At 60.7% G+C, this 24,006-nt stretch carries 24 protein-coding genes and 3 tRNA genes; 6 read left to right on the plus strand and 21 right to left on the minus strand.

All coding sequences use genetic code 11. The annotated features are described in order from the left end of the window. Positions 1 to 304: 304 nt before the first annotated feature. The 7 genes from H7J73_RS16085 to H7J73_RS16115 form a co-directional block, all read right to left on the minus strand. Entirely contained in the window at positions 305 to 1,714 is a 1,410-nt protein-coding gene (locus H7J73_RS16085; protein ID WP_264068556.1) for a tyrosine-protein kinase domain-containing protein, read from the minus strand. Positions 1,715 to 1,875: 161 nt separating this feature from the next. Further along, positions 1,876 to 3,723 carry a DUF4012 domain-containing protein gene (locus H7J73_RS16090; RefSeq protein ID WP_264068447.1) on the minus strand — a complete coding sequence of 616 codons (1,848 nt, stop codon included), beginning with the start codon at positions 3,721 to 3,723 and terminating at the stop codon, positions 1,876 to 1,878. 158 nt (positions 3,724 to 3,881) lie between these two features. After that, complete coding sequence (locus tag H7J73_RS16095) at positions 3,882 to 4,256, minus strand: hypothetical protein (RefSeq protein ID WP_264068448.1); 375 nt, start codon at positions 4,254 to 4,256, stop codon at positions 3,882 to 3,884. A 631-nt stretch (positions 4,257 to 4,887) separates the two neighbouring features. Further along, on the minus strand, positions 4,888 to 5,784 hold the full coding sequence (locus H7J73_RS16100; protein ID WP_264068449.1) for a cyclopropane mycolic acid synthase family methyltransferase: 897 nt from the start codon (positions 5,782 to 5,784) through the stop codon (positions 4,888 to 4,890). 130 nt (positions 5,785 to 5,914) lie between these two features. Next, positions 5,915 to 6,784, minus strand: coding sequence for a cyclopropane mycolic acid synthase family methyltransferase (locus tag H7J73_RS16105; protein ID WP_264068450.1), 870 nt, complete (start codon positions 6,782 to 6,784; stop codon positions 5,915 to 5,917). Positions 6,785 to 6,891: 107 nt separating this feature from the next. Beyond that, the gene (locus H7J73_RS16110) at positions 6,892 to 7,830 is read right to left on the minus strand and encodes an alpha/beta fold hydrolase (RefSeq protein ID WP_264068451.1); all 939 of its coding nucleotides are present in this window, start codon (positions 7,828 to 7,830) and stop codon (positions 6,892 to 6,894) included. Positions 7,831 to 7,840: 10 nt separating this feature from the next. Further along, complete coding sequence (locus H7J73_RS16115) at positions 7,841 to 9,202, minus strand: ABC1 kinase family protein (RefSeq protein WP_264068452.1); 1,362 nt, start codon at positions 9,200 to 9,202, stop codon at positions 7,841 to 7,843. Between the two features lie 241 nt (positions 9,203 to 9,443). On the opposite strand from H7J73_RS16115, the gene H7J73_RS16120 reads away from it, so the two are divergent. Next, positions 9,444 to 9,902 carry a hypothetical protein gene (locus H7J73_RS16120; protein WP_264068453.1) on the plus strand — a complete coding sequence of 153 codons (459 nt, stop codon included), beginning with the start codon at positions 9,444 to 9,446 and terminating at the stop codon, positions 9,900 to 9,902. Positions 9,903 to 9,995: 93 nt separating this feature from the next. After that, positions 9,996 to 11,018 carry an endonuclease/exonuclease/phosphatase family protein gene (locus tag H7J73_RS16125; protein WP_264068454.1) on the plus strand — a complete coding sequence of 341 codons (1,023 nt, stop codon included), beginning with the start codon at positions 9,996 to 9,998 and terminating at the stop codon, positions 11,016 to 11,018. Positions 11,019 to 11,266: 248 nt separating this feature from the next. Here the strand turns inward: H7J73_RS16125 and H7J73_RS16130 are convergent, their stop codons facing one another. Both H7J73_RS16130 and H7J73_RS16135 read right to left on the minus strand, forming a co-directional pair. Further along, positions 11,267 to 12,757 carry a sugar transferase gene (locus tag H7J73_RS16130; protein ID WP_264068455.1) on the minus strand — a complete coding sequence of 497 codons (1,491 nt, stop codon included), beginning with the start codon at positions 12,755 to 12,757 and terminating at the stop codon, positions 11,267 to 11,269. Positions 12,758 to 12,972: 215 nt separating this feature from the next. Continuing rightward, entirely contained in the window at positions 12,973 to 13,641 is a 669-nt protein-coding gene (locus H7J73_RS16135; RefSeq protein WP_308207422.1) for an arsenate reductase/protein-tyrosine-phosphatase family protein, read from the minus strand. 101 nt (positions 13,642 to 13,742) lie between these two features. On the opposite strand from H7J73_RS16135, the gene rfbA reads away from it, so the two are divergent. The 3 genes from rfbA to H7J73_RS16150 are packed head-to-tail and all read left to right on the plus strand — an operon-like array spanning position 13,743 to position 17,076. Beyond that, positions 13,743 to 14,612, plus strand: a complete 870-nt coding sequence (gene rfbA, locus H7J73_RS16140; RefSeq protein ID WP_264068456.1) for a glucose-1-phosphate thymidylyltransferase RfbA — start codon at positions 13,743 to 13,745, stop codon at positions 14,610 to 14,612. Continuing rightward, on the plus strand, positions 14,612 to 15,610 hold the full coding sequence (rfbB, locus tag H7J73_RS16145) for a dTDP-glucose 4,6-dehydratase (RefSeq protein WP_264068457.1): 999 nt from the start codon (positions 14,612 to 14,614) through the stop codon (positions 15,608 to 15,610). Before rfbA ends, rfbB begins: the two co-directional genes overlap by 1 nt. A 17-nt stretch (positions 15,611 to 15,627) precedes the next feature. Further along, complete coding sequence (locus H7J73_RS16150; protein ID WP_264068458.1) at positions 15,628 to 17,076, plus strand: sugar nucleotide-binding protein; 1,449 nt, start codon at positions 15,628 to 15,630, stop codon at positions 17,074 to 17,076. 37 nt (positions 17,077 to 17,113) lie between these two features. On the opposite strand, the gene H7J73_RS16155 is transcribed toward H7J73_RS16150, so the two are convergent. From H7J73_RS16155 to H7J73_RS16210, 12 genes are all read right to left on the minus strand, one after another. After that, complete coding sequence (locus H7J73_RS16155; RefSeq protein WP_264068459.1) at positions 17,114 to 17,965, minus strand: heparin lyase I family protein; 852 nt, start codon at positions 17,963 to 17,965, stop codon at positions 17,114 to 17,116. 272 nt (positions 17,966 to 18,237) lie between these two features. Then, positions 18,238 to 18,948, minus strand: a complete 711-nt coding sequence (rplA, locus tag H7J73_RS16160) for a 50S ribosomal protein L1 (RefSeq protein WP_264068460.1) — start codon at positions 18,946 to 18,948, stop codon at positions 18,238 to 18,240. A gap of 163 nt (positions 18,949 to 19,111) precedes the next feature. Beyond that, a complete protein-coding gene (gene rplK, locus H7J73_RS16165; protein WP_264068461.1) occupies positions 19,112 to 19,543 on the minus strand; it encodes a 50S ribosomal protein L11 in 432 nt (143 codons plus the stop codon). A gap of 45 nt (positions 19,544 to 19,588) precedes the next feature. Continuing rightward, complete coding sequence (nusG, locus tag H7J73_RS16170) at positions 19,589 to 20,323, minus strand: transcription termination/antitermination protein NusG (protein ID WP_264068462.1); 735 nt, start codon at positions 20,321 to 20,323, stop codon at positions 19,589 to 19,591. Positions 20,324 to 20,376: 53 nt separating this feature from the next. Further along, complete coding sequence (gene secE / locus H7J73_RS16175; protein ID WP_264068463.1) at positions 20,377 to 20,826, minus strand: preprotein translocase subunit SecE; 450 nt, start codon at positions 20,824 to 20,826, stop codon at positions 20,377 to 20,379. Positions 20,827 to 20,896: 70 nt separating this feature from the next. Further along, positions 20,897 to 20,969 (minus strand) — tRNA-Trp (locus H7J73_RS16180). Positions 20,970 to 21,128: 159 nt separating this feature from the next. Further along, a complete protein-coding gene (hadC, locus tag H7J73_RS16185) occupies positions 21,129 to 21,638 on the minus strand; it encodes a (3R)-hydroxyacyl-ACP dehydratase subunit HadC (RefSeq protein ID WP_264068464.1) in 510 nt (169 codons plus the stop codon). 3 nt (positions 21,639 to 21,641) lie between these two features. Next, the gene (gene hadB, locus H7J73_RS16190) at positions 21,642 to 22,070 is read right to left on the minus strand and encodes a (3R)-hydroxyacyl-ACP dehydratase subunit HadB (protein ID WP_264068558.1); all 429 of its coding nucleotides are present in this window, start codon (positions 22,068 to 22,070) and stop codon (positions 21,642 to 21,644) included. Continuing rightward, positions 22,057 to 22,536 carry a (3R)-hydroxyacyl-ACP dehydratase subunit HadA gene (gene hadA / locus H7J73_RS16195; RefSeq protein ID WP_264068465.1) on the minus strand — a complete coding sequence of 160 codons (480 nt, stop codon included), beginning with the start codon at positions 22,534 to 22,536 and terminating at the stop codon, positions 22,057 to 22,059. The genes hadB and hadA overlap by 14 nt, the downstream gene beginning before the upstream one ends. Positions 22,537 to 22,618: 82 nt before the next feature. Further along, positions 22,619 to 22,786 (minus strand): 50S ribosomal protein L33, encoded by a 168-nt coding sequence (gene rpmG, locus H7J73_RS16200; RefSeq protein WP_264068466.1) that lies wholly within the window; start codon positions 22,784 to 22,786, stop codon positions 22,619 to 22,621. A 36-nt stretch (positions 22,787 to 22,822) separates the two neighbouring features. Beyond that, positions 22,823 to 22,896: transfer RNA gene (locus H7J73_RS16205), tRNA-Met, on the minus strand. Between the two features lie 38 nt (positions 22,897 to 22,934). After that, positions 22,935 to 23,007: transfer RNA gene (locus H7J73_RS16210), tRNA-Thr, on the minus strand. Positions 23,008 to 23,236: 229 nt separating this feature from the next. On the opposite strand from H7J73_RS16210, the gene H7J73_RS16215 reads away from it, so the two are divergent. Continuing rightward, complete coding sequence (locus H7J73_RS16215; protein ID WP_264068468.1) at positions 23,237 to 23,956, plus strand: MBL fold metallo-hydrolase; 720 nt, start codon at positions 23,237 to 23,239, stop codon at positions 23,954 to 23,956. The last annotated feature ends 50 nt before the right edge of the window (positions 23,957 to 24,006 follow it).

Below are 24,006 nucleotides of genomic sequence, written 5' to 3' on the forward strand. Positions count from 1 at the left end.
GGCCCTAAGGCTTGTCGCAAAACGCCCCCCACCGGGAAGCGGTATCCAGATGACGCGACGGGACCGCAAACGACGGCTGGTGTTGGACCAAAGCGGACACGATTCCAGATCGATGGCCCGCATGCGCAACATGCTGCGCACCTCGGCGGGTTAGACCCCTCGTCGAACCCGGACGAACCTAGATCCAGTGACGGCCCCGCAGTGTCATGCGAGCACTACGACAACACAATTCCGGACACCACGTTCGGCAGCTGTCCTACTGAGCGCTCACCCCTGACTCTCGATCTCGAGAGCCTTTCGGATATCAAGACCCGCTGGACTTTGCGGCGTCTTTAGCGGACGACTTCTGCGAAGGTCGCAGGTCGCTGTCTTCGCCGTAGTAGCTGTAGCTGTAGGACGTACTTCCGCGCGTAGGCAACATGGTGAAGACCGCGCCAAGTACAGACGCGCCGACATCTTCGAGATTCCCAACCGCATGTGCGAGTTGATCGCGCTTGGTCTGTCCGAATCGCGATATGACAAGCACGCCGTCGGAATTGGCTGCCAGTATCGCGGCATCCGTGACTGCCAGCAGCGGAGACGAATCCACGATGACGTAGTCGAATTGTTCCCGCAGTTCTGCCAACATATTCTTGGCTGCCTGTGAGCCGAGCAGCTCACTTGGATTCGGCGGCACTGTACCCGCAGTGAGAACAGTCAATCCTGGAAAAATCGTCTTCTGCAGCGACTCGTCAAGCGATGCTGCGCCACTGAGAACCGTGCTGAACCCTACCGACCCAACCAAGTCAAGGTATTTATGCAAGGAAGGACGGCGCATATCGCCATCGATGAGCACTACGTTGTGCTCAGCCTCAGCCAGCGCTAGCGCTACGTTGATCGAAGTTGTGGACTTGCCTTCAGCAGGTGTGGAGCTGGTTATAACAATAACGCGCGGCGGGTTGTCGACCGCCAGGAACTGCAGATTAGTTCTGAGCTTTCGGAATGCTTCGGCGATGCCCGAGTTATCGGTCTCGAAAGATATTGCCGCATGTTTTCTACGTTCTTTGTCGAGCGGAATACTGCCGATGACTCCGGCTCCGGTGATCTCTTCCAAGGTCTCCCGGGTCTTTACCGTGTTGTCGAGTACATCGCGTAGAACCGCAACACCAATGCCCAGCAGTAATCCAATTGCAACGCCTATCGCAATGTTCCGCCCGGGTTTCGGAACCACGGGACCGTCCGGGATCGCCGCACGCTGCTCGACGATTACGCGAGTGTCCGGCCGTGCGCCACTCTCCGGAGTTTCCAATTCGCGCGCCATTACGACGAACTCATCGGACAATGCGTTAGCAATATCGCGTGCCCGGACAGGCGACTCGTCCTGAACCTTCACATCTATAAGGACCGTATCGGGCTTTGCCGTCGCCTTGATGTTCGTAAGGAGGTCCTGAGCCGTCATGTCCAGGCCCAGCTTGTCGATGGTTCGTTGAGCAATAGTTTCACCCATAAGAAGCTCGGTGTACGAAAGTACTCGCTCTTGTGAGAGCCGATTGCCTTGATACAACTCGTTTGCCGATGACCCAGCCGACGTCGATACATAAAGCCTCGTAGATGCTTCGTACAGTGGCGTCGTCAGCAGAGTAATTACGACTGCACCGAGTACAGAAACGAGTGTTATCACGCACACCGTGATCCACCGAACACGGATCACCTTTGTGAGGTCCTGAAGATTCAACGCCACCCCTTACCGCTAATGCTTACAGCCATGGCCCATCCGACAGTGAAGAAGTCTGCGGGCTCGACAAAATCTGAAATCCGTTTGGGCATGCAATCCGGTCCAGCAGCAAACTAAAGTTCGTGCTTCCGTATGTGGAAAGTATAAGGCGTCTTGGCTCATTACGGGCATTGAGGAACAGCCACCTTGGGCGTCACGGCGTCAACTAACGGTTGCACCGGAACCCTTGCTGCGCCTGGCGCTGTCGGCTCCGAAAGTCGGAAGGTCAATTCACCGGATTTCCCGGGAGGTATCGATACCTGCACCACAAAACTGGGGTGCCCGCGTTCCATCTCCTGAAAGGCAGGTACCCTCTTCCCGTTCGAGAGAGCGCTTATCAGGTTCGTGCCTGTAGTTGTAAGAAGCCGAACCGATGTCAACATGGTTCCCCGCGGAACATCGAGCGCTGACTTCGATGTAAATCCAAGCTTTCCCGCGACATATTCCGGCAGACTCGCTACATCCTGCACTGTATTCGTCAGCCGAACTGTCACGGTTGACATTCGCGTATCGCCATCACAGCCGTCAGCAACATATTCGATCTGGCGATCGAGGTAATAATCCATCTTGTTACCGCCAAGATTGTTGATTATGACCTCGGCATATGGTGCTGGATCATCGGGAATTATGTGAGCCAGCGGCGTCTGTTCGAGCACTGCTTGGTCGGCCGGCACCGAACTCCACACGGAGATACGACGTTCACTGACGGCCTTACCCAGTGCATCGAGCAGCTTTCTCGGGGACTGCACTGGTCCGGTGATTTTCCGAACGACTTGAGTGGCAATTTCTTGGAGATATTGCTTGCGGGCCGCTTGATCATCAGGAAAGCGGGTGTAGATAGTCGACTCTGTCAATTCGATGACATTATCTTTAGTGATCGTTTCACCGTCTGGCATGGTGACTGGCCCCGTCGCTTCGAGCAGATAGCTCAGAGCTACTGGATCGATAGCGATGACCCCATCGACATTCTGGCCGGATTCCTGCGCCCACATAGATTTCCAAATCTGGGCCGCATAAGGAAAGTGTGAACTTTGGTTACTGTTCCGGATATCGATCGTGGGATTGGTGAATCCGTACTGCTGGGCAAATTCAGGACCAAGATCAAGCGGGGAGAACGCCTTACCAAAGGTGGTATTCGGCCCCAAAGTATCTACGGTCGCCTTGCCATTATCGAAACGCAGAATGCCCCATCCACCGAGCAGCCCACCAGTGCCGCGAGCTTCAGCGTTGGTTTGGAATCCCATGAAGTAGGTGCGCGGTCCGTCGGCTCCCAGCATGGACGGAGCGACGCGCGCCGCTAGAGAAGTATTTCTCAGTAACGCCGCGATGTTGGCGGTCTGATTCTGAACCTGAGTCCGCGCTTCACCGATCACCGAGAGGTACGCGGGATCAGAGATTGACTTCGCCTGGACGTCGAGGCTTTCGGCGTCCGTCGCCAACTTGGTGAGCACTGGCTCTTCCTTGCGCAGCGCCTGAACATCCAACCGTCCGTTGGCGAGGAGCTGATCGGGTGCCACGGTCGCGCCGGCGTCTGCCGCAGGTTTCAACACCTTTGTCGCAAGGCCCAGCACTACGTCCGCTATCTGTTGGCTGGTCTCGAAAGGACTGCCCAACCACGGTACGGAGGAGGCGATACTCCAAGACAGGGAGTGGGTTGTGTCTCGGGCTGCCTGCGCATGAAACTGCGCATCTGCCGCAAAGCGGGATGCATCGCTCGGCTTTCCTTGCAGCAGTGCGTCTTTGGCCTGTTGCGCGCTATGCCGCGCCTCTTCAAGACTCGCTTTAGCGGCCTGCGCCTTGAAACCGAGCCAGCAACCGAAAGCCACGACCACAGCCAGCACGGCGAGCGTCGCCCAGGCGGCAGTCCGGCGACTGAGCCAGTGCGGCTCCCCATCGTTGTCATGTTCGGTCAGATCATCATCGTCGCCGTTCGGATCATCCCTGAACGGTCGTCGAGAGAAAATACTCAAGTCAAAGTTTCCCGTGCTCGGGTGTGGACTGCCTCAACAAACGGCCATCCACAACGGTGCAAAATCCGAAACGGCGCGATTCGTCATATGACGAATCGCGCCGTACGGACTAGCAACAGACGGTCTCGCGTCGGACGGAACTACCAGCTAGCTAGTTACTAGACGGCGTAAGGACCGACCTGGAAGAACCGCGCAACACCGTTGGCGACTGCGACGATCGTGTTACCGATAAACGACAGCGTTTGGTAGACAATGTTCGCAAAGAACTTGACGATTCCCGTGATGGGGTCGACCGCGAAGGCGGCGAAATCATCGCCGACTGCGGACGAGACGTCGCCCGGCGTGGCCGAGTTGACCGGAACGATCCAATCCTCGACCGTACTTCCCAGCGCCTGGCTGATCGGAGCGAAGCTGACCGACGGCGCAGCCTCGGCGACGGCCGGCGTCAGCGTTGCAGCGGCCAAGACCGTCGCGACAGCTGCCGTACCTAGCTGGAGCTTAGCTGCAGAAAATTTGGTGGCAATGGTGGACATTGTCCCCCCCTTTGGTGGGCTAGATATGTGTGCAGTTGCTGTCTGTGTTGCTGAAATTCCCCTGTGAATTGAGGAAAGAATCTCAGACTGCACAGGTCTTGTCAACACGAAACGGTGGCGTTGCCAGGCGCTTTGCCCTTCGGTAACCGGACGTTGGCCGCAGCGCGCTCTCGCCGCGACAGCCGCGCCTGGCGAGTTGCTGGCAATCATCAGCCGGAGACAGCGGACACCTGCGCACTGCACGCTAGAGCAGATATTTGCCAGCAGCCTTTCGTTGCTACGGTTTGGTCACGTCAGGTATCTAAATCAGATGGTGTCTGCATCGCCATATCGGCATCAGCGGTTCCGGCTGCCAACCGGCTTTGGCGAGGAGTTAGAACATCGGTTACCAGAGGTAAGTAAAGTCCGACGATGCTGCCGGTTGTCTCTCGCCCCGGTTTTGCTTGAGAGGGCCGGCTCAGATTCCCGACCCATCGCTGTGCGGCGATGACGACCGCCAGGCGCTGAGGATCTCGCGATCCACTGTCACGTGCAGTCCCGCCGCTGAGAATCCACCGGCACTTGGGGGCCTTGGCCATACCGAAAACAAAACCCCCGCTCTGGGAGCGGGGGTCCGTCGTGAGCGCTAAATCTAAGCCGCAGCCCCCGGCTTCAGGTACGTCACCAGGCTCACGTCGATCGACTCGTCCACGAAGTAGAACTGGCAGCCGGTCAAGTACTTCATGTAGCGGTCGTAGTTCTCTACACCGGCCGCCGCGATCGCCTCGTCCTTATGGTTTTCCAGCCGAGCGGCCCAGATGCCCAGCGTCTTGATGTAGTGGTTACGCAGCGACAGCGGTTCCGGGACGACGAAGCCGGCCTTCTCGCCGTGGGCCACCATCATGTCGGTGCTGGGGATACGACCGCCGGGGAAGATTTCCGTGATCATGAACTTGATGAACCGGGCCATCTGGAACGTCAACTTCTTGCCACGGGCCTGCAGGTTATCGGGGTGGTAGCTGACGCTGCTCTGAATCGTCATCCGGCCGTCGTCGGGCAGGATGTCGTAACAGGTCCTGAAGAAATCGTCGTAGCGCTCGAAGCCGAAGTGCTCGAAGGCCTCGATCGACACGATGCGGTCGACCGGCTGGTGGAACTGCTCCCAGCCCTCCAGACGGACGTCGAAGGTCCGGTCACTGTCGAGGCCGCCGAGCAGCTGGTTGCAGTAGGCCTGCTGGTTCTTGGACAGGGTCAAGCCGATCACGTTGACGTCGTACTTCTCCATGGCGCGCTGCAACGTTAGGCCCCAGCCGCAGCCGACCTCCAGCAACGTCATGCCTGGCTTGAGGTCTAGCAGGTCCAGATGCTGATCCACATTGGCGATCTGCGCCTCAGACAGCGTTGCTTCCGGATGAGTGAAGTACGCGCAGCTGTACTTGCGCGTCGGATCCTGAAATACCCCGAAAAAGTCGTCCGACAGGTCGTAATGCGCCTGAATGTCCTCGAAATGCGGTCGCATCTCGGCGGTTGTGGATGGTTTATCAGCCATCTGCGTGTATTGCCTTTCCTGGTACTTCCCAGCCCGTATGCGGCGTGCCTGTGACGAACGCCATACACCGCGTTGCGTCGATGCTAGCCCGCCGGAACCTCGTGGATGCCCGACGACGCGGGGATCAAACCTACTTCTGCTTCTCCAGCGTGAACTGGCAAACGTCGACCTGTCCCTGGCGGAACATCTTCGCGCAGCCGGTCAGATACTTCATATAACGCTCGTAGACCTCTTCGGACTGGATCTCGATGGCCTCGTCCTTATGGGCTTCCAGGGCGGCGGACCAGGTATCGAGGGTCCGCGCGTAATGCGGCTGCAGGTGCTGCGTCCGGGTCAGTGTGAACCCACCCTCGGCGGCGCGCTCCTCCACCATCGGAATCGACGGGAGTCGTCCGCCCGGGAAGATCTCGGTCATGATGAATTTGACGAACCGCGCCAGCTCGAATGTCAGTGGAATACCGAGTTCCTTGGCGTGCACCGGGTTGAATCCGATGATCGTGTGCAGCAGCATCACGCCGTCATCAGGCAACGCGCCGTAGGCCATCTTGAAGAAATCCTGGTAACGGTCGTGCCCGAAGTGCTCGAACGCTCCGATCGACACAATCCGGTCGACGGGCTCGTCGAATTGCTCCCAGCCCTCCAGTAACACCCGCTTGGTGCGGGGGCTGTCCATCTCGTCGAACTTCTCCTGGACATGGGCTGCCTGGTTCTTGGACAGCGTCAGTCCGATGACGTTGACGTCGTATTTCTCCACTGCGCGGCGCATAGTGGCACCCCAGCCGCATCCCACGTCGAGCAGGGTCATGCCGGGCTGCAGACCCAGCTTGCCCAACGCCAGGTCGATCTTGGCCAGCTGCGCTTCTTCCAGAGTCATGTCGTCGCGCTCGAAGTATGCGCAGCTGTACGTCTGGGAGGGATCGAGGAAGAGGGCAAAGAACTCGTCAGAGAGGTCGTAATGGGCCTGGACGTCTTCGAAATGGGGCTTTAGTTCTTTGGGCATGGCGGGTCACGCCTTCCTGATTGGTTCAGAGGCGGACGAAGCGTTCCCCGAAACGCAGCAGTGATCCACCCCTGATGCATGTCGCCAGAATGCTAGCTGATCAGCACTCAACCAGCCGAATCTAGCACGTCAGAGGACCTGGCCCGGCCCTCGGAGAAGGTTACGTCGAGTTCGCCGACGACCTGGTCCCACAGTGGTTCAGGCAGTTCATGGCCCATCCCGGGGAACAGCACGAAGCGGGCGTGACGGATCGATGTCGCGATCGCGCGACCGCCGTGGGGCCGCATCAATTTGTCCGCCAGACCGTGGATGACCACGGTGGGAACGGTGATCTGCCGGTCGTAGCGTCGCAGGCTGCCGCTGCCCATGATCGCGCCGAACTGCCGGGCGATACCCACGGGGTAATAGCTGCGGTCGTAACCTTCCGCAGCCTCGGCGCGGATCTGCTCCTCGGGCGCGGGATAAGCGGGGCTGCCGATGACCCGGGTGACTCGGACCGCGTTGTCGATGATCGCTTCGCGCGGTGAACCCGGCGGCGGCCCCTTGATCACGGAGAATAACGCGCGCGGCGCCGGCGGTGGCAGAGCCGACTGGTTGTTGCTGGAGAAGATCACGGCCAGCGAAAGTGTCCGTGGGGCGTGCCGAGCCGCGAAGACCTGGGCGATCATCCCACCCATCGAGGCGCCGACGACGTGCGCGCGGTCGATGTCCAGCTGGTCGAGCACCGCCGCGGCGTCGTCGGCCATGTCCTCCAGGGTGTACACCGCCGTACTGCGAATACCGAGAAAGGACCGCAGCATGCGCGGGTACTGGGAGCCGGGTGCCCGCAGTCCGTCCAGCTTGCTGGACAACCCGACATCGCGGTTGTCGAAACGGATGACGCGATAACCCCGATTGACCAGCTTCTCGCAGAAACCCTTGCGCCACAACAGAAGTTGCGCCCCGAGGCCCATGATCAACAGAACCGCCGGATCCGAGCGTTCGCCCATCTCCTCGTAGTAGATGTCGAGGTCACCCGACTTCGCGTAACCGCCTCTCACGTCCACCGATATGCCTCTAGACCTCTAGTTCGTTCTTTTTGGTCTCGTCTTGATGCTCGCGGCTGACATCCACCATGAAGTTGGCGAAGTAGCCCATCAACTGAGGGTCCGACATCATCTGCCAGCGCGGCGCCAGCAGCTTCATATAGCGCTCGACATAGAGGAACTGCTTGCCGATCAACACCAGCTCGCGCGGAAGCTTCACGTCGTAGGCGTCGGCCAGCGTCGAGAGCTGCCTGCCGATGTCGGCATAGGACATGTCTCCCAGCGTCGACAATGTCAATGGGGTGGCGAAAGCCTCGAGATCCTTGGCTGCTTCCTGCTCGGGCTTGGTGGTGCCCACAGCACCCATCAGGACGACGATCTTGCCCGCGGCGGCGTGGTCCTTCTTCACCAACAGCGCATACACCAACTCGCGCAACAGCCAGCGGGTCCGCGGGTCGATGCGGCCCATGATGCCGAAGTCCAGGAAGACGATGCGTCCCTGATCGTCGACCAGGAGATTGCCCGCGTGCAGGTCTCCGTGGAACAGGCCGTGCTTCAGGCCACCCTCGAAAACGCTGAACAACAGTGCCTTGACCAGCTCGGTGCCATCGAAACCAGCCTTGCGGATGGCCGCGACGTCGTCGATGCGCACGCCGGTGACGCGCTCCATCGTCAGCACTCGCTCGGTGGTGAAGTTCCAGTGCACCTGGGGGACCCGGATGTTCTTACCCAGCGTTGACCCCTGCAGATGCGAAATCCACGCGTCCATCGACTGGGCTTCCAGGCGGAAGTCGAGCTCCTCGGCGAGGTTGTCGCTGAAATCGGCCACCACATCCTGGGCGGACAGCCGGCGGCCCAGCTTGGCCAGCTCCACCATTTGGGCGAACCGCTTGAGGATCTGCAGGTCGGCGGCGATCCGGCGGCGGATACCCGGGCGCTGAATCTTCACGACAACCTCTTCGCCGCTGTGCAGCGTCGCGAAATGGACCTGCGCGATGGATGCCGAGGCGATGGGTGTGGCGTCGAAGCTCTTGAACAATTTCGACGGCTCGTCGCCGAGCTCCTGTTTGAACAGTTTGTGCACTTCTTCGGGGTCCGCCGGCGGTACCGAGTCGAGCAAACTGCGGAACTCCCGGGACATCGGCTCGCCGAAAGCGCCTGGGCTGGACGCAATGATCTGGCCGAACTTCACGTAGGTCGGGCCCAGGTCGGCGAAGGTCTTGGGGATCTCGTGGATGAACTTGCCTTGCAGTGATCCCGGTTTGGTCAGCTTGCTGAGAAAGCGTGCGCTGGTGCGGGTGAGTTGCCAACCCGTCACGCCGACGCGAGCCGCCTCGATCGGCAACGGCACCCGATCCAGCTTGGCCGCCTCGCGGTGTTTGGTCGGAGTCATAGTTGCAGTGTGCCAAATTGGCCAGGTCTAGCCCAATGTTGTGATGGATTGGCGGCGTTCCGCGGCGCGGGAAATCGTCGTCGCTGACGTGCCCAAAGGCAACCTAGGTGGTGACTTGTCGTCGCTCGCATGGAAGGGTGAGGCCGTCTGTGGTTAACAAAGTTCGGCGATTGTCGGAGTAGTTACTACGCGCGTATCGCATGCTGTACGACGTCAATAGTTGTCAAGACCGGAGGTCCCGATGAGCTTCACCGTCCGCATCGCTGGAGTGTTCGCTTCAGCATTGGCCCTGCTGGCCTCGGCTGGCGGACTCTCCTCTGCAGCCGGCGATCCCCTCATCGGAAAGACCTATGCGGAGGCCTCCTCGGCGGTCGCGAGTTGGAACGGGACACCGAAGATCTCCACCGTCGTGGGCAGTCGGCTGGCCACTGATGACTGTCTGGTCTCCTCCTGGCAGAAGTCCAGCGCCCTCGACAGTGCCGGAAACCGGCAGCGATACATCTTCTTGATCAACTTGAACTGCAATGACTTGCTCGCATCTGCGGGATCTCCGGGCAACTCCATCACCAGCCCGGTGGGCCAGCATCAGAACGAGCTGCTCAAGTCCGCCGAATGGTGCTCCGAGCCCGAGCAGGCCGAGTACGCGCCGTGCGCCCCATTCTGTGCCCGCAACGAAGGAATGTGCACCGCCAACTTCTGAGAACGGCGTGCTGATCACCGTGGGCGTGAGGCCATCCAAATGACGCGTGCGCTGGTGCGTGAGAGCGGCTCTTAGCTGCTAATCTGCCCTGCAATGCAGGCCCACCGCGCGCAACTATCGCGGCGTATCAACGTTCGGCGCTCATTGGCGACGGCAATGACAGTGGCCGTGCTGGCGTATTCGGTGATAGCAGTCGTTGTGCGGGCGCGTCCGCTGTCAAACCTTCTCGGACTGGTGGTCGCGGTCGGATCACCGTATGTGCCCCTGGCAGCGCTGGTTGCTCTCGCGCTGGCGATTCGATGCCGTCGCGTCCTGTTAGCGGTTGTCGCGGCCTCGGTGGTCATAGCCACGCTGGCGGTCCAGTTTTCGTGGTATTACCTGAGCAATCCGGTTGACGTCGGCCAGCACATCGACATCCGGGTGCTCTCATCGAACCTCCGCAAGGGACAAGCGGACGCGTCCGTCTTCGTCGCCCTAGCGAAACAAGGCGCCGATGTCGTCACCGTCTCGGAGTTGACTCCAGCAGCGGTCAGAGCATTCGCACACGCTGGAATGGACGACACTTTTCCGTACTCGGTTCTCATTCCCGAAAAGGGTGCCGCGGGTTTCGGCTTGTGGAGTCGTTTCCCCGTGACCGAAGTGCGGCTCCCAAAACACAGGAACACCGGTATTGCCGCGGCTCGCCTCGACGTCCCCGGGGTGAGGTTCGACCCGCTGATCGCAAGTATCCATATCATGTCCCCCGTGGCATCGGACCAAAACTCTTTTGCCGCATGGCAATTCGGCATCGATGGAACGAAACAGGAATTGACCGACTTCGCCTCGGACACTGACCCCGGCGCAGTGATCGTCGCCGGTGATTTCAACAGCACACCCGACATGCGCCAGTTTCGCGATCTTGCGACCAACGGCTATCGCGACGCGGTCGACCAAACCGGTGCGGGGTTTACGCCGACGTTCCCCTCCAATGAATGGTTTCCACCTCTGATCACCATTGACCATGTGCTCACCCGTAACGCTGCAGCGGCTTCCATTAAGACGGTAGAGATGCCCGGCTCGGACCACCGCTCGTTGCTTGCCACCGTCCGCATACCGCTAGATCCGACGACTCCCTGACTGACGCGAGTGGATGAATAGACAACGCGGCGGCGTTGGTCAGCGGGTGGACGGCCAGTGAAAATGCGCATCCATAGCACGCGCAAAGCTGTCGGCGAACAACTAAACGTTCTGGCCCAGCGCAATGTTCATGCGGCGCGGGCGGATTATAGAGCCCGTCCGTGCCCTACTAGTGCCTACGACCTCGACGAATTCACCACCAAATTGGCGATTTCCCCGCGCAGGATCGCCTGGCCGGCCCCCGACGATCAGTACGCGCCAGAGTGGCCAACCATCGCTTTGACAGTCTTAATAGCGATCAGCAGGTCCGAAATCATCGACCAGTTCTCGACGTAGAACAAGTCGAGCCGCACCGAATCCTCCCAGGATAGGTCCGAGCGACCACTGACCTGCCAGAGGCCAGTGATACCGGGGCGGACCAGCAGCCGACGCCTGGCGTAGTCGTCGTAGGTCTTGACCTCGGTAGCAAGCGGCGGGCGGGGGCCAACCACACTCATGTCGCGTTTGAGGACATTGATGAACTGGGGCAGTTCATCAATGCTGTACTTCCTCAGGATACGACCGACCGGTGTGACCCTGGGATCGCTTTTGATCTTGAAGAGCACCCCTCCATCGCTGTCGTTCAGCGATGCGAGATCAGCGACCATCGTGTCTGCGCCGTCGACCATTGTGCGGAACTTGATCATCTCGAACGCTTCGCCGTCGATACCAATCCGCTCAGATCGGTAGAAGATCGGTCCCTTGCTGGTGAGCTTCACGGCAATCGCAACAGCTACCAGGATCGGCAGTCCGCAGAGCAGTACCGCGCCCGAGAACACTATGTCGAACAATCGCTTCTCGAACCGCTTCGCACCGTGGTATTGCGGCTTCTCCACATGAATCAACGGCAGTCCGGCGACCGGACGCATCTGCAACCGAGGGCCCGCAACATCGACGACGCCAGGCGCAACGAGCAGATCGATATCCAGTTTTTCCAGCTCCCACGACAAGTCGCGGATCCCGCGACCGTCGAGCCGCTCAGTAGCCGTCACGGCGACCGCATGACTGTTAGTGGCAGTCACCGCACCGACCACATTCGACTCGTCACCGAACGTTGGGACTGTTCCGACGCCCGGGACGTCGATCTTGGTCCAGGAAGCCGAATCGGGAATACAGGCCCCGACTACCTCGTACTCGGAGTGTGAGCCCCGGGCGAGCGATGTGGTGAGGTCTCGAACGGCTGGGGCGTTGCCGACAACCAACACTCGCGTAATGCAGCGACCGTGCTTGCGCCGCGCCCTAACCACTATCTGGCGAGCAAACCAACGTAGAGAGATCAAGAGGGTGATGCCGACCGGCAAGGCGATCATCAGATATCCGCGGGCCAACTCGAGCTTGAAAAGCATCGAGATGATGGCAACGCTGCCGAAAACCGTCAATGTTGCCAGCCATACCCGTCGGTACTCTTCGGCTCCAGATCCGATGATGCGCGGCGAGCGGGAATGGTTTATCCAAAGTGCCAGAAACCATGCCACAGCTATGGCAAGGGACACCACGGTGTAGTCCGCAAAATGGTAGATATCCGCCGCATCGGGCAGTTCACCGAACCGTAACCAATGCGCCAGTGCGACCGCCAGAACCACCCCAACTACGTCGAACGCGATGAGCCGGCGCGCATACCCCCGTTGCCACGCCGGAAGCTTGTTCGCTAGTGGGATAATGTTTGCTGGAGCGCCCAGCCGATCATTTACCGCCGTCACGTGTCCCCCCAAGACATTGCACCTCTTAGCTGGCACTTTATCCACCCACTGCGATCATCTCAACCCGTAGGACGACTTCGCTCGGGAACTTGACACTTTTGCACCGCGGGACGTGCGCGATGAGCGAAACGACGCCTTCCAAGGCTCACAGTTGCTGGACCGGGTCGAAAGCGGAATGGTCAGTCGTCCTGACCACATAGACGTCCGCGCACGAGCTAACCGGCGGCTGACGAAGAGGATCGCCGGCAAAGCTCCAGTACCGGGGGGAGGAGGTCGGCAATCTGCGCGCCGATTCTCGCAAAAACTTCTGCGTCGTGACCAATCGGATCGGTAATGTCGGGGACCTCGCTGGCTGTCAACAACGGACGGAGAGCGGTGAGGTCTTCGACCGTTTGTGCCTGATGCTCCGACACGAGCCGGGCCAATTCGGTCAACGTGAAAGTCTTCCGAAGCAGGCGCGGAGCAAGCTCAAGCACGCTGTCCCGATGGCGCCGCGCCATAGTCACCACCAGATCTGCGCTCGAGGCGACCCGCTGCGTCAGCTGGCGAGCAGCGAAGTGGGAGGTTTCAACTCCCATTTTTTCGAGAACGAGCGCAGCCTCGTGATGGATCGGATTCCCGATCACCGCACGAGTCCCCGCACTGGAAGCCGTAAAGCCTGGGATCGGGTTTTGCAGGACGTACGCGGCGGCAAGTCGTTCCGCCGTTGGCGACCGACAAATGTTCCCAGTGCAGACAAAAAGGACGTGCAGGATAAGACTCCCTGTCTCGATCGGGGCTCGTTGGCCAACCCAGATCCCCGGGAGCCTTGCTTGAGTAGTCGCCAGTATCCACGGGTTTGGTCCATGGCTGCCACCCGTTGAATCTCTACCCCGAGTGAACACTGAGTCTCAGACGGCGGTATTACCCGGGTACCACTGCTGAAGCGGTTGTCACGAACAGGTCTCGCAGCAGTCCCAGTGGTGGTCTGTGCCACGATAGGTCTGTGAGAGGGCTCATCTTGGCGGGCGGGTCCGGCACCCGCCTCCATCCGATCACGCTTGGGGTCTCCAAGCAGCTCATCCCGGTGTACGACAAGCCGATGGTGTACTACCCGCTGTCCACGCTGATGCTGGCCGGCATCCGTGACATCCTGGTCATCACGACACCGCACGACGCTGAAGCGTTCGAGCGGCTCCTGGGCGACGGATCCCAATTCGGGGTGTCGATCACGTTCGCACAGCAGCCGTCGCCGGACGGGCTCGCGCAAGCATTCACCATCGGGGCCGACTTCATCGGCGACGAAACCGTCGCCCTCGTACTTGGTGACAATCTGCTGTATGGGCCGGGGTTGGGCGGCCAGCTCACTCGATTTACCGACATCGTCGGTGGCGCTATCTTCGCGTACTGGGTCGCCGAGCCCTCCGCCTACGGCGTGATCGAGTTCGATGACGATGGCCTCGCGGTGTCGCTGGAGGAAAAGCCGAAGCAGCCGAAGAGTAACTACGCGATACCAGGGCTGTACTTCTACGACAACGACGTGGTCGCGATTGCGCGAGACTTAAAGCCAAGTGCACGTGGTGAATACGAGATCACTGACGTCAACAGCGCCTACCTTCACCAAGGCCGACTGCAGGTCCAGGTGTTGCCGCGGGGAACCGCTTGGCTCGATACCGGGACATTCGATCAAATGACCGACGCCGCCGAGTTCGTCCGCACGATGGAGCGGCGGACCGGTCTGAAAATCGGTGTGCCGGAGGAAATCGGCTGGCGCCAGGGCTTTCTCACTGATGACGAGTTGTGCACGCGCGCAGGAAAACTGATGAAGTCGGGATACGGCGCCTACCTGCTGGAGCTACTGGAGAGGGGACGCTAGTGGCCCGGCTGCTTGTCACCGGAGGCGCCGGATTCATCGGCTCAAACTTCGTTCACCACGTCGTCGAACACACTGACCATGACGTCACCGTGCTGGACAAACTCACCTATGCCGGCAATCTGGCGTCGCTCTCGGATCTGCCTGAAGATCGGCTGCGGTTCGTCCACGGCGATATCGCTGATGCGGCTGTTGCTGACGAACTGGTGGCAGCCTCCGACGCGGTGGTCCACTACGCCGCCGAATCTCATAATGACAATTCGCTCGATGATCCGCACCCGTTCCTGCACACGAACCTGGTTGGCACATTCACCTTGTTGGAGGCGGCGCGCAAGCACGGCACCCGGTTACACCACATCTCCACCGACGAGGTGTACGGGGACCTCGCCCTCGATGATCCCGCCAAATTCACCGAGGCCACGCCGTACAACCCGTCCTCGCCGTATTCCTCAACAAAGGCCGGCAGCGATCTGCTGGTACGCGCATGGGTTCGGTCATTCGGTGTCGCCGCGACAATCTCGAATTGCTCCAACAACTACGGCCCCTACCAGCACGTCGAGAAGTTCATCCCGCGCCAGATCACCAACGTCCTGCGTGGGGTGCGCCCCAAGCTGTACGGCGAAGGCCGAAACGTGCGGGACTGGATCCACGCGGATGATCATTCATCGGCCGTGCTGGCCATCCTGGATAAAGGCCGCATCGGCGAGACGTATTTGATCGGCGCGGACGGCGAGAAGGACAATAAGACCGTGGTAGAGCTGATCCTGACGCTCATGGGCGAGGCTCCCGACGCCTACGACCATGTCACCGATCGCGCTGGTCACGATCTCCGGTATGCCATCGACTCCAGCAAGCTCGCTGACGAACTGGGCTGGCGGCCTCGGTACCAGGACTTCGAGCGCGGTCTCGCCGCGACCATCGAGTGGTACCGCAACCACGAAGACTGGTGGGCGCCCACCAAGGACGCCACTGAAGCGTTCTACGCAAGGCTCGGCCAGTAACAGAAGGATACGAGCACGTGACAGAGTACGGAAAAGTGTTGCGGGCCAACGCGTCCCCCATACCTGGCCTGACGGTGTGGGAGCTGCCCGTCCACGGCGATAACCGTGGTTGGTTCAAGGAGAACTGGCAGCGCGAAAAAATGGTGGCCGCCGGCCTGCCGGACTTCGCGCCAGTACAGAACAACGTGTCGTTCAATGATGCTGTCGGCACCACGCGCGGTATCCACGCCGAACCGTGGGACAAGTTTGTGTCGGTCGCAACAGGACGCATTTTCGGCGCCTGGGTCGACCTGCGGGCTGGTGCCACGTTCGGCGCCACGTTCACCGCCGAACTCGATCCGTCGCGCGCGGTATTTGTGCCCCGCGGTGTCGGCAACGCCTTTCAGACACTGGAACCGAATACCGCGTACACCTACCTGGTGAACGACCATTGGACACCCGATGCGCAGTACGCGTCGGTGAACCTCGCCGACGAGACCGTGGCCATCGACTGGCCGATCCCGCTGGAGCGCGCAGAACTCTCAGCCAAAGACCGGGCCCACCCGCGGTTGGCCGACGTCACCCCGATCCCTCCGCGTAAGACGCTGGTCCTCGGAGCGGGTGGGCAACTCGGTCAGGCGCTGCGTGATGTGTACGCAGATGTTCCGCATGTCGAATACGCCAACCGTAGCGAATTCGACCTCATTGCAACCGATCTCGATTCACTACGTCGGTGGCGTGACTACGACACGATCATCAATGCGGCTGCCTACACGGCAGTGGACGCGGCCGAGACCCCGCAAGGGCGTACGGCGGCGTGGGCGGCCAATGTCACCGGCATCGCCGCCCTGGCCCGGCTGGCCACTAGGTATGGCCTCACTCTTGTCCACATCTCCAGCGACTACGTCTTCGACGGCACCTCAGAGCAGCCGTACCTCGAAGACGACCCGATCGCACCACTCGGTGTCTACGGCCAGACCAAGGCCGCCGGCGACCAGATCGTGGCGACCGTGCCGCGCCACTACATCGTGCGCACGTCGTGGGTGATCGGCGACGGGAAGAACTTTGTGCGCACCATGCTGTCTCTGGCGGAGCGGGGCATCAACCCGTCCGTTGTCGACGACCAGCGCGGTCGCCTGACGTTCACCTCGGATTTGGCCAGAGCGATCCGGCACTTGCTCGACACGGCCGCAGCGTATGGGACCTACAACGTGACTGGGGCAGGCGCTGTGACCACCTGGGCAGATATTGCACGCCAGGTATTCACGCTGGCGGGGTACGACCCTGAAAGGGTCACTGGAGTCACAACTCACGAGTATTTTACTTCCGCCAAAGGACCGATCGCACCGCGACCAGCGTGCAGCGTTCTCGACCTGGCAAGAATCGAAGCGGCGGGCTTTAGCCCCTCATTAGCCGACGAAATACTCGCCGACTATGTCCACACGGAAGTAAACGCTGCGCAGCACAAAAGCCTTCGAGGTATTTAGCCATGCATTGCCAGGTAAACGAAACGGGGCTTGTCCGCTAACCCCAGCCATAGTGAGCGAGGGCGTCGTTCATGTCGGCCCAGCGGTAGGTATCGCTGAACCAGAGCGTCAAGTCGGCGTCGTCCGCTGCGCGGTACACCCCCTGCTTCCAGTACATACCAGGGTCGCCGCAGTAGCCGATCCTTTGATTGTCGGCATCTGTCGACATCTGCCCATCGAGCCAGACCGTGACGTGTCCGTCTCCGTTGCAACCGAATTGGAGCTCGACCACGAAGTCGTGCCACTCCCCCTTCGACAACGACCCCAGCTGAAACCTCGACCTGACACTGCCGTCGGGCTGCCCGCTCTTCTGCCATTGGCCGCCGCCCTCAAGCGCCATCAAAACCTCGGGCTGGTCCCCCGAAAAACTCAAGCTGAACGGCGGCCGGTTTCCGCCGCCAGCCGCATGGATCTGCGAAAAGATATTCCAGTTGTTCTCGGGACTGGAGAACGAGGGGTCGAGAAGGACTCCGAAAGAAATCACAATAGATTGCCCGTCGACAAAGCCGCCAAGGTCGCCGGTCCTCTGAGTCACCTCAGCGCGCTCGGCGTCCATACCGGATCCATACACCTGAGTGTCGCCGGACTTCACTTCGATGCGTTGCACGATGCCCCGCTGCCCCTCGGGATCTGGGACATACCGCACTCGGCCTGATGCCTTAACCTGTTCGACCCAATAGTCGTAGTCACTCGAGCCCGGAGACACAGAATCGTAGTTCGTCTGGGTGACAGGCGGAGACGCCGCCCAGGCAAACGGGGCATTCATCGCCGACAGCGAGGCGAGCACCACTCCCGCCATGACCACAGCCAACAATGCTCTGGCCGACTCACGGAGGAGCTGAGAGTTCATAGCTTGCGCCACCGCCTTCGGACAGCCCCGACCAGTAGAGCACGACGCTCTGCGCGGCGAAGCCCGTAGTGATGCGTGCAGCCGGCCGGCGAGTACGCGATTTGTTCATTTAGCACCGCAGCGATCACCCGCACACTAGCATTTTAGGCCCGCCACAGGCGGAGGCGCATTGCGCTCAGATGACGATGTCGTATGAGAATGGCTCGCTTCTGTCACGAAAGCGCCCCCGGAACCGGAGTTCCAGGGGCGCTCAGCGTCAGCGATCAGAAGTACTAGGACTCCTCGGTGAAGTTCCGGGTGATCATCGGGTCGACCGGGATGCCGGGGCCGGTGGTCGTCGAGACGGTGACCTTTTTCAGATACCGGCCCTTCGAGCTCGACGGCTTGGCACGCAGGATTTCGTCGAGGGCGGCGCCGTAGTTCTCGGCCAGCTTGGCCTCGTCGAACGACGCCTTACCGATGACGAAGTGCAGGTTGGCCTGCTTGTCGACGCGGAAGTTGATCTTGCCGCCCTTGATCTCGGTGACAGCCTTGGCCACATCCGGGGTGACGGTGCCGGTCTTGGGGTTCGGCATCAGGCCACGCGGGCCCAGCACGCGGGCGATCCGACCGACCTTGGCCATCTGGTCAGGAGTTGCGATGGCGGCGTCGAAGTCGGTCCAGCCACCCTGGATGCGCTCGATCAGGTCGTCACTGCCGACCACGTCGGCTCCGGCCGCTTCGGCTGCTTCGGCCTTCTCGCCCACCGCGAACACCACGACGCGGGCGGTCTTGCCGGTGCCGTGCGGCAGGTTGACGGTGCCGCGCACCATCTGATCAGCCTTACGCGGATCGACACCGAGTCGGACAGCCACCTCGACGGTCGCGTCCTGCTTCTTCGACGACGTCTCCTTGGCCAGCTTGGCGGCCTGCAGCGGGGTGTAGAGATTGTCGCGGTCCACCTTCTCGGCGGCTTCGCGGTATGCCTTGCTCGTCTTGCTCATGATTCTTCCAATCAGTTTCGTTGGTTGTGGTTGACGGGCCGAAGCTGGCCCTCCCACGACTTCTGTATAGAGGTCGTACTACTCAAACCGTGTTGTCCGGTTAAGTAGTCCTGCGAGTTCGTCGACTGGGGCTCATTCTTCGCCCCGCCTCCTCACTCTTCAGTTACTTGACCGTGATGCCCATCGAACGAGCAGTGCCGGCGATGATCTTCGCGGCCTGGTCGATGTCGTTGGCGTTGAGGTCTTCCTTCTTGGTCTCGGCGATCTCGCGGACCTGATCCCACGTGATCGTGGCGACCTTGGTCTTGTGCGGCTCGCCGGAACCCTTCTGGATTCCCGCGGCCTTCAGCAGCAGCCGAGCAGCGGGCGGGGTCTTGAGCACGAAGGAGAAGGTGCGGTCCTCGTAGACGGTGATCTCTACGGGGATGACGTTACCGCGCTGCGACTCGGTCGCGGCGTTGTACGCCTTGCAGAACTCCATGATATTGACGCCGTGCTGACCGAGCGCAGGACCAACCGGCGGGGCGGGGTTGGCCGCGCCAGCCTGGATCTGCAGCTTGATCAGCCCGGTGACCTTTTTCTTCTTCGGGGCCATGAGTTGTTCGGTTTCCTGTTCTTGTTCTTGCGGTTCTTGGGGTTCTTAGATCTTTGAGACCTGGGTGAAGGTCAGCTCTACGGGTGTTTCGCGACCGAAGATCGACACGAGCACCTTGAGCTTCTGCTGCTCGGCGTTGACCTCGCTGATCGAGGCGGGCAGCGTGGCGAACGGACCGTCCATGACGGTGACCGACTCGCCGACCTCGAAATCGACCAGGATCTCGGGACGCTCCATGCTGACCTCGGACGTCGCGCCACCGGACGTGCTCTTGGCGGCCTTCTTCGGCTGGCCCTGCGGCAGCAGGAACTTGACCACATCGTTCAGCGACAACGAGGTGGGACGCGAGGTTGCACCGACGAAGCCGGTCACACCCGGGGTGTTGCGGACCGCGGCCCACGAGTCGTCGGTGAGATCCATGCGAACCAGGATGTAGCCCGGCAGCACCTTGCGATTGACCTGCTTGCGCTGGCCGTTCTTGATCTCGGTGACTTCCTCGGTCGGAACTTCCACCTGGAAGATGTAGTCACCGACGTCGAGGTTCTGCACGCGTGTCTCGAGGTTGGCTTTCACCTTGTTCTCGTAGCCGGCGTAGGAGTGGATGACATACCAGTCGCCGGGCTTGGCGCGCAGCTCACGCTTGAGCGCGTCGGCGGGGTCGATATCTTCATCAACCTCGGCCTCCGCGACGGCAGAATCTTCGGTCTCCACCGCTTCGGCGGTCTCGTCGATCACGTCGACCGACTCACCCGCGGGCGTGTCGCCCTCGAAGCTAGTCACGGTTGTCAGTCCTCTCTTGCGTTAAAGCGTCGTGGTGGCTGGTCGCTGGGCGCTTAGCCGAATACGAGCAGTACGAGCCTGCCCCAGCCAAGGTCGACACCACTGATCAGCGCCACCATGAAGACCAGGAACACCAACACCACGGAGGTGTAGCTGACCATCTGCTTGCGGTTGGGCCAGATGACCTTGCGCAGTTCTGCGACGACCTGCTTGAGGTAGTTGATGACGAAGAGAATCGGGTTACGGGACGGACCGTCAGAGCCCTTCGCCGCCTTACGGCCGCCCTTGCCCTTGGATCCCGAACCGTTCTTGCCAGCGCCGTCTTCGACTGCGATGACTTCGGTATCCGTGGAGTCTTCGTCGTCGCCAGCGGCCAGTCGCTGCCTGGTCCGCTTGCCGGTGGGGCGCTGCGGTGTGACAACTGCTGTCTGGCCGCGACTAACTGAGCCACTGTCTTCCGTGCCGTCAGCTGCAGCGTCAGCACTGTCGCGCTCGTCGCTCACGTTCGTCCTACCCTTGTCTCGGCGTGGTTCACACTCTCCAGTGTCCACCACCTATACGTATTCAGTTGAGCAGGGGCGACAGGACTTGAACCTGCAACCTGCGGTTTTGGAGACCGCTGCTCTGCCAGTTGAGCTACGCCCCTTCGCGTTGGTTGGCAGGCCAACCTGCGCTTTTCTTTCTGCTACGGACTCCCTCACAAAACTCACGCGCTCCCCGATCGGTCACTAGCGACCGCCAGATTGCGCGCTTGAACTGGGAGAAACCCCGAGGTCCGAGTGTACCTCGGGGTAACTGGGAACTACTAATCCGTTGCGGCGGTCCGGACCACCTGACCGGTCTCTGGATCCCATTTTGCCGAGATGGATTTGTCGCCTTCGTGGCCCATCAACGTGGTGTAGGCCTCCATCACCACTGTGCCATCTTCTTCGGCGCACACATTGCGGGTCGTGACGATATCGGCGCCGAAGCGCTCCTCGACCGACTCGATATACATGGTGCCGGTCAGAGCGTCTCCGACCCTGATCGGACGGTGGAAAGTGAACTTCTGGTCCACCTGCACGATCTGCATGGTCTCCAGGCCGACGTCAACGTGCTGGAAGAAGTGGTTCTGGATCATCACGGCGAAGATCGCGGCGAACGTCAGCGGCGCGATGAGGTCCTGGTGGCCCATTTCGGCGGTCGCTGCTTCATCGATGGTGACCGGGTGCGCGGATTTGACGGCCTTGGCGTACTGCCGGACCTGTTCGCGACCCACGACGAATGTGTCCGGGTATCTCCAGACCATTCCGCGGATGTCAGTTTTGAGCGCCATAGGTCACGCAAGCTTCGCTGTAGCGACCGCTCGACCGAAGATCTTCTTTCCGCCGGTGGTGGCGGAGATGGCGATGACGACGGTCTTCGATTCCGGATCGGTGGACTTCACTCGACCGCTGAAGACGATCTCGGCGCCGACACCGTCGTTGGGAACAGGCACCACAGCCGTGAAGCGGACGTTGTACTCCGAGACCGCGCCCGGGTCGCCGACCCAGGAGGTGACGTAACCGCCGCCGAGACCCATGGTCAACATGCCGTGGGCGATAGCGGTGTCGAGCCCGACCTGCTTGGCGATTTCGTCGTCCCAGTGGATCGGATTCAGGTCGCCGGACACCCCGGCGTAGTTCACCAGGTCCTGACGAGTCAGCGGAACGGTGCGCTCCGGCAACTGGTCCCCGACCTTGACTGAACTGAACTCACGCAGCGCCATTGCTAAAGCCACTTTCTCCGTTTTCTTCACTACGCCCCGCGAGCGTGGTGTACGTCTCCTGTACTACTTCACCGTCCTGGTTGGTGATGATGTTCTTCGTGACGATGATGTCGGTGCCGTGCGCCTGCCGAACCGAGTGCACGTACACATCGCAGTAGAGTTTGTCGCCGGCCTGGATCGGAGCCATGAATGTCAGCTCCTGATCGACCTGGATGATCTTGCGGTCGGTAATCCCGATATCCGCGTTGGCGAAGAACGCGGTCTGGGCCTGATACCCGAACACGCTGATGAAAGTCAGCGGGGCGACCAACCCCTGATAGCCGAGCTTCGACGCGGCGTCCTCTGTAAAGAAAAACGGATCCTCGAGCTTGACAGCAATTGAGTATTCGCGGATTTTCTCGCGCTCGACTTCGTAGTGGTCGGGGTAGCGATAATGCATCCCGACAATGCTTCCGGACAGGGCCACGGACTCGAACCTACCTAGTCAGCCTCAACAAACCTTCATCGGTCTCAAAGAAGCCGATTTACCTGCTTTACCGCCGTGCGGGTTAGCGCGACTCGCGGTGCGGCTGGTGCTTGACGCAATTCGGGCAGAACTTCTTCAGCTCCAGCCGATCGGGGTCGTTGCGGCGGTTCTTCTTGGTGATGTAGTTACGGTGCTTGCACACCTCGCAGGCCAGGGTGATCTTGGGCCGTACGTCTGTACTTGAGGCCACGTCGAATGCTCTCTTTCACGGTCTTTGTTCGTCTTGTAGCGGTGGGGAGGCTCGATCTCCCGACCTCACGATTATGAGTCGTGCGCTCTAACCAGCTGAGCTACACCGCCCCGATAGTCACGAGCGGCGCACCGCCCCGCGTCCACCGAGCCCCCTAACGGAATCGAACCGTTGACCTTTTCCTTACCATGGAAACGCTCTACCGACTGAGCTAAGGGGGCCTACCTGCTGCTGGACCCACGCAGAAGTTCTCGTGGGCCTTAAAGAGGGTACAGCCTGGTCCAATTGAGCACCAAACCGCTGGTCATCGCATGCGTCTTAGCGCCAGAAGCGGCCAAACCATTCCGCAGGGGCCCGATTCGCGCGCGGGCGCCGCCGCCGACTCCCCCGCCCGGTGCCCGTCGCGACACACCTCCCTGCCGTATCCGGGCAACACCATATTGTGGACGAATGGCCAGCTCCCCTGATCGCCTGTACTTCCGGCAGTTGCTCTCCGGTCGCGACTTCGCGGCCGGCGACATGATCGCCACCCAGATGCGCAACTTCGCGTATCTGATCGGCGACCGCGAGACCAAGGAGTGCGTGGTCGTCGACCCCGCCTACGCCGCGGGTGATCTGGTCGACGCGCTGGAGAGCGACGGGATGACGCTGTCCGGCGTACTGGTCACACACCACCACCCCGACCACATCGGCGGGTCGATGATGGGCTTCGAGCTCAAGGGCTTGGCCGAACTCCTCGAGCGCGTCAGCGTGCCGGTCCACGTCAACACCCACGAAGCGGAGTGGGTGTCACGCATCACCGGTATCCCGCGCACCGATCTCACCGCCCACGAGCACGGCGACAAGGTCGCCGTCGGCGCGATCGACATCGAATTGCTACACACCCCCGGTCACACGCCGGGCAGCCAGTGCTTTCTGCTCGACGGACGCCTGGTCGCCGGCGACACCCTCTTTCTCGAGGGCTGCGGGCGAACCGACTTCCCCGGAGGCAATGTCGACGAGATGTTTCGCAGCCTTCACCAGCTCTCGACACTCCCCGGCGATCCGACGGTCTTTCCAGGGCATTGGTATTCGGCTGAGCCGAGCGCGCCGCTGGAGACCGTCAAGGCAACCAATTACGTGTACCGCGCGTCGAATCTCGACCAGTGGCGCACCCTGATGGGTGGCTGAGTTTGTCGAATTCGTGTCGCCCGATCGCGCCGAGCGGACTCGCCTGTTGA

Origin of the sequence: Mycolicibacterium komossense, from assembly GCF_025822605.1 — a bacterium.
Classification (GTDB): Bacteria; Actinomycetota; Actinomycetes; order Mycobacteriales; family Mycobacteriaceae; genus Mycobacterium; species Mycobacterium komossense.

Coding starts and splice junctions, on each gene's coding strand:
- H7J73_RS16105 (WP_264068450.1), bottom strand. CDS start 6,784: ATGCCCAAAGAACTAAAGCCCCATTTCGAAGACGTCCAGGCCCATTAC.
- rplK (WP_264068461.1), bottom strand. CDS start 19,543: ATGGCCCCGAAGAAGAAAAAGGTCACCGGGCTGATCAAGCTGCAGATC.
- H7J73_RS16115 (WP_264068452.1), bottom strand. CDS start 9,202: ATGACTCCGACCAAACACCGCGAGGCGGCCAAGCTGGATCGGGTGCCG.
- hadB (WP_264068558.1), bottom strand. CDS start 22,070: ATGGCGCTGCGTGAGTTCAGTTCAGTCAAGGTCGGGGACCAGTTGCCG.
- H7J73_RS16125 (WP_264068454.1), top strand. CDS start 9,996: ATGCAGGCCCACCGCGCGCAACTATCGCGGCGTATCAACGTTCGGCGC.
- hadC (WP_264068464.1), bottom strand. CDS start 21,638: ATGGCGCTCAAAACTGACATCCGCGGAATGGTCTGGAGATACCCGGAC.
- H7J73_RS16215 (WP_264068468.1), top strand. CDS start 23,237: ATGGCCAGCTCCCCTGATCGCCTGTACTTCCGGCAGTTGCTCTCCGGT.
- H7J73_RS16095 (WP_264068448.1), bottom strand. CDS start 4,256: ATGTCCACCATTGCCACCAAATTTTCTGCAGCTAAGCTCCAGCTAGGT.
- H7J73_RS16155 (WP_264068459.1), bottom strand. CDS start 17,965: ATGAACTCTCAGCTCCTCCGTGAGTCGGCCAGAGCATTGTTGGCTGTG.
- H7J73_RS16120 (WP_264068453.1), top strand. CDS start 9,444: ATGAGCTTCACCGTCCGCATCGCTGGAGTGTTCGCTTCAGCATTGGCC.
- H7J73_RS16100 (WP_264068449.1), bottom strand. CDS start 5,784: ATGGCTGATAAACCATCCACAACCGCCGAGATGCGACCGCATTTCGAG.
- rplA (WP_264068460.1), bottom strand. CDS start 18,948: ATGAGCAAGACGAGCAAGGCATACCGCGAAGCCGCCGAGAAGGTGGAC.